Origin of the sequence: uncultured Parvimonas sp. (assembly GCF_963524015.1) — a bacterium.
GTDB lineage: Bacteria > Bacillota > Clostridia > Tissierellales > Peptoniphilaceae > Parvimonas.
Genome location: NZ_CAURDT010000014.1, coordinates 1 through 4,950, shown reverse-complemented (window position 1 = coordinate 4,950; position 4,950 = coordinate 1). Strand labels below are relative to the sequence as shown.

The window sequence follows — 4,950 nt, the reverse complement described above, 5'->3', positions numbered from 1 at the left end:
AGTCTCTTTTATTTAAAAAGAAATAAATGAGGCTTTTTTATTTAAAAATATAGAAAATCATGGAGTGAGAAAATTGAATTTAGAACAAATTACAAAAGTACTTAATAGTGAATTTAAGAAAGAAGGAAGAAGAATTGTTTTTTGGTATGATGAAAAGCAAGAATTTCTGTCAGAGATAGAAGAGTTGAAATTGGAAAATGTTAAGTTATTGAGATTGAAACAAGATGAGTTATTTAAGACAAAATTACTTCTTGAAAGAGAGGATAAGGAGAGTAATTATTTGATTTATGCTCCTTTTAAGAGAAGTGAAGACAGGGATAATCATCTTGCTGATACTATAATGTATTCGAAATTATTTTCACCAGATCCAATTTCAATAATAGCTCAAAATTTAAATTTAAATGATGAGTTTAAAGAAGTTATGGAAAGACATAGAAAGTTTTTTGCAGCAAAAGATCGAAGAGAAAAATTTGAAAAATTGGTAGAAGAGAAGAGAGTTAGTAAAAAAGAAGATATTGAAATTATAATGATGAGAGTTATTACTAATTCAAAAGCTGAAATATTTGAGGGGTTTGATGATGTAGTAAGAATTTTAATTACTGATAAAAACAGAAAAGAAAGTAGATATCTTGTAGAGTTTAATAAATATAATCTTGAAGAGAAGTTTTGGGAATTATGTAGATTAAAATTTGGATATGTTGATGATGATCCGAGTTTAACTAAGTTACTTATTGGAATATTTTTAACTTATGCTTCTGAAAAAATAACAAAAGAAATTCCTGTTAGATTTAAGGAACTAAGTGTAAGAAGTACCGTTATGGTATTTTTAAATAGATTGCGACAGATTTCTGAATATAGAGAAATTTTTAAAAATCTTGTTTCAGAAGTTTATTCTATTATAGATGGAAATAAATATTTTAAAAATATTTTACCTGAATATCTTTTGGAACTTGATATATTTGATTTTCCTGATGAAAAAATAACGAAATGGATAGTTGAAAGAATTGTTGATGAGAATTTTTCAGCAAAGTTGCAAGATAAATCTATAGAAGAGATAATAGAATTACGAAGAGAGAAAAATATTGATAATTCAAAATTAAAGATAGAGTATAAAATATTGGAATATGCTTACAAAGGAATAAAAAATATAAATTTTGAAACTTGTAGTGATTTATTAGAAATAATAGAAAAATATGTTCAAAAAGATTATATGATTGATACATATTATAGAAAATTTTGTTATTACTATGATCAATTAACAGAAAATAGTGAAAAGTATAGTAGGTTGTTAGAATTATTAGAAACCAAATATACTGATAAATTTTTAAATCCTGCAAATATAAAATTTAATGACCTACTTAATTATAGAGAGCTTCCTAAGAAAATAAATTTACAAAAGGATTTCTACAAAAATTATGTTGAAATTAATAAAAATAGAATTGTAGTAATAATTTCTGATGCTTTGAGGTATGAAACGGGGAGAGAATTATTTTATAAGATGAGTAGAGATGAAACTGTAGATGCTGAAATAGAATATCAGTTAGGGATTATACCTTCTGTCACAAAATTAGGTATGGCAGCATTGCTTCCGCATGACAAAATAGAAATAGAAGTCGAAAATGGTGATTTTTCAGTACTTATTGATGGAAAAGCTTGTCACGACAGAGTAAAAAGAGAAAAGATTTTAAAAAGTTATGATGAAAATGCAGTAGCTTTAGATTTTGATGAAGTGTTTAGATGTTCAAAAAATGAATTAAGAGAGGTATTTAGAAATAAGAAAAAACTTTATATTTATCATAATCAAATTGATTCGATAGGAGATAAGGCAAATACTGAAAATGAAGTGTTTGAGGCGTGTCAAAAAGCGATAGAAGAAATTATGAATTTGATAAAAAAACTTAGAGTGGAATCTATTAATAATATAATAGTAACAGCAGATCACGGATTTATTTACAAAAGAAGAAAAATAGATGAAAGTGATAAAATAGAAAACTTTTCTAGTAAAAATGATGTTGTGAATAGGAGATACATAGTAACGGAAAATGAATATGGCGAAATTGGTACAAATGAAATAAACATGTCAGATGTTTTAAATAATAAAAATGAAAATTTAAAAGTAATTTCACCGAATACTTCTAGTGTATTTAAGGTTAGTGGTGGTGGACAAAATTATTATCATGGTGGAATTTCGTTACAAGAATTAATTGTTCCAGTTATAAAAGTAAAAACTGCAAAAGGATCAGTAGACACGGAATTGGTAAAAGTTGGTTTAATATCAGAAATTAACAAAATAACTAATTTGAAAATCTCGCTTGATTTTCTTCAAAAAAGTGCTGTAACAGATATTATAAAACCTACAGAATTTGAAATATATTTTATTGATAGTAATGAGAGTATAATTTCAAATATAGAAAATTATAAAGCAAATAGTGAAGAAACTGAAACTGTAAAAAGAATAAAAAAACTAAGATTTACTTTAATAAATAAAAAATATAAAAAAGATGAAGATTATTATTTAGTCGTAAAAAACATAGAAACCAAAATTGAAGAAAGGAAAAAAATAATAATAGATATATTATTTTCAGATGATTTTGGATTTTGATAAATAATTTTTTTATTTGAAACAAGAGATATTAAAGGAGGAAAAAGTGAATAAAGATTATTGTCAAACTTTTGAGGATAATGATTGTTTAAAAGAGGCTAATAATGACAAAGATAGAGAAACATTAAGTGAAAAGTTAAATAAATATTTTTCTGGAAAAATCGTTAGAAAAGATTTGACAAAAAAAATAAGGGAAGGGGCAAATGTTCCTATATATGTGCTTGAATATTTATTGGGAATGTATTGTTCTTCAGAAAATGAAGAAGATATAGAAGAAGGAATGAAAACAGTAAAAAGAATCTTGGCACAAAATTATGTAAGACCTGATGAAGCCGAAAGAATAAAATCAAAATTAAGAGAAAATGGATCTTATACAATAATTGACAAGGTTACTGTAAAGTTAAATTTTAAGGAGAATAGACATGAAGCTGAATTTTCTAATTTATCGTTAAAAGGTGTTCCAATATCAGATGTTTATCCTTCTAAATACGAGAGATTGTTAGGAGGAGGTATTTGGTGTATTATTCAGTTGGAATATTATTATGATGAAGACGATAAAAAAGGAAATCCTGTAATTATAAAAAAATTAACACCTGTACAAATGCCAGAAATTGATTTTGAAGAGTTTAAAGATTTAAGAGAAAAATTTACAGATGAAGAGTGGATAGATATTGTTTTAAGAAGTACAGGAATGGAATCTAGTAAATTTGACGAAAGAGTTAAATGGCTTCATTTGTCAAGATTGATACCATTGTTAGAAAATAATTATAATTTTTGTGAGCTAGGGCCTCGTGGAACTGGGAAATCACATATTTATAAAGAAATAAGCCCGAACAGTATACTTGTATCAGGAGGTCAAACAAGTGTAGCAAATCTTTTTTATAATATGGGAAGAGGAACAATGGGACTCGTAGGACTTTGGGACTGTGTAGCCTTTGATGAGGTGGCAGGAATGAAGTTTAAGGATCAAGATGGAGTCCAAATTATGAAAGATTATATGGCATCAGGTTCGTTTGCACGAGGGAAAGAACAAAAAAATGCAAGTGCTGGAATGGCTTTTATAGGAAATATTAATCAGAGTGTAGATGTTGTTTTAAAAACTTCTAATTTATTTGAACCATTTCCTCATGTAATGGGAAGAGATACGGCATTCTTAGATAGAATGCACTGTTATTTACCTGGTTGGGAAATTCCTAAATATAGACCAGAGTTTTTTACTGATGACTATGGCTTTATAACAGATTATTATGCGGAAATTATGAGAGAATTACGTAAAATTTCTTATGCAGATGCGTATGATAAGTATTTTAAATTAGGAAATCAATTAAATCAAAGAGATGTGATTGCAGTCAAAAAAACTGTTTCTGGAATGGTAAAAATAATTTATCCACATGGAAAATTTACAAAAGAAAAAATTGAAAAGATATTAAGATTTTCACTAGAAATGAGAAGAAGAGTTAAAGAGCAACTAAAAAAAATAGGTGGGATGGAATTTTATGACGTAAATTTTTCGTATATCGATAATGAAAAATTTAATGAAGAATATGTTCCTGTTCCGGAGCAAAGTAGTGGAAGTTTAATTCCAGAAGGTATTGGGAAACCAGGTCATTTGTATACGGTTTCAAGTATAAAAAGTGGAATGATTGGATTGTTTAAAATTGAGACTCAGATGACAAAAGGAACAGGAAAATTTGAAAAAGCAGGATTAGGAAATAATCGTGAAGCAAAGGAATCAGCTGAAATGGCATTTAAATACTTAAGAGCTAATGGGAAATTAATAAGTAGAGAAATTAGCACAAAAAATAATGATTATGTTGTAAATTATCAAGACTTAAAAGGCATTGGAATGACTTCAAATTTAACTTTGTCTACATACATCGCTATTTGTTCAGCTGCATTAAATAAACCTATTATTTCAAGTGCGGTAATTTTAGGAGATTTGAGTATCGGTGGAACAATAATAAAAGTAAGTGAACTAGCAAATGTATTACAAGTATGTTTAGATTCAGGGGCAAAAAAAGTATTGTTGCCAATGACTTCGGCTACTGATTTGGCGATGGTACCACCAGATTTAATAGGTGCATTTAACTTGATTTTTTATTCTACAGCTGAAGATGCTGTATTTAAAGCTTTAGGGGTGGAATAGAATACTAATTATTGAAAGAGGAATGTAACTTTATTATTAGTAATAAAAACAATTTTATATTTGATTTTTTTATATTAAACCTCATTATACATTTTTTGTTGCATTTGATTATACAATACATATTTAAATGTTATTTGATTTTGGAGGTGTTTTAAATTTTTAGGTTGAAAAAAAGCAAGAATTATACTATAATAAATAATTA

General features: G+C 26.9%; 2 protein-coding genes. Both read left to right on the top strand.

The features are described 5' to 3' along the window. Positions 1-73 precede the first annotated feature (73 nt). Entirely contained in the window at positions 74-2,602 is a 2,529-nt protein-coding gene (gene pglZ / locus RWJ08_RS07540; RefSeq protein ID WP_313961656.1) for a BREX-1 system phosphatase PglZ type A, read from the top strand. A 46-nt stretch (positions 2,603-2,648) separates the two neighbouring features. Then, on the top strand, positions 2,649-4,748 hold the full coding sequence (gene brxL / locus RWJ08_RS07535) for a protease Lon-related BREX system protein BrxL (RefSeq protein ID WP_313961655.1): 2,100 nt from the start codon (positions 2,649-2,651) through the stop codon (positions 4,746-4,748). The last annotated feature ends 202 nt before the right edge of the window (positions 4,749-4,950 follow it).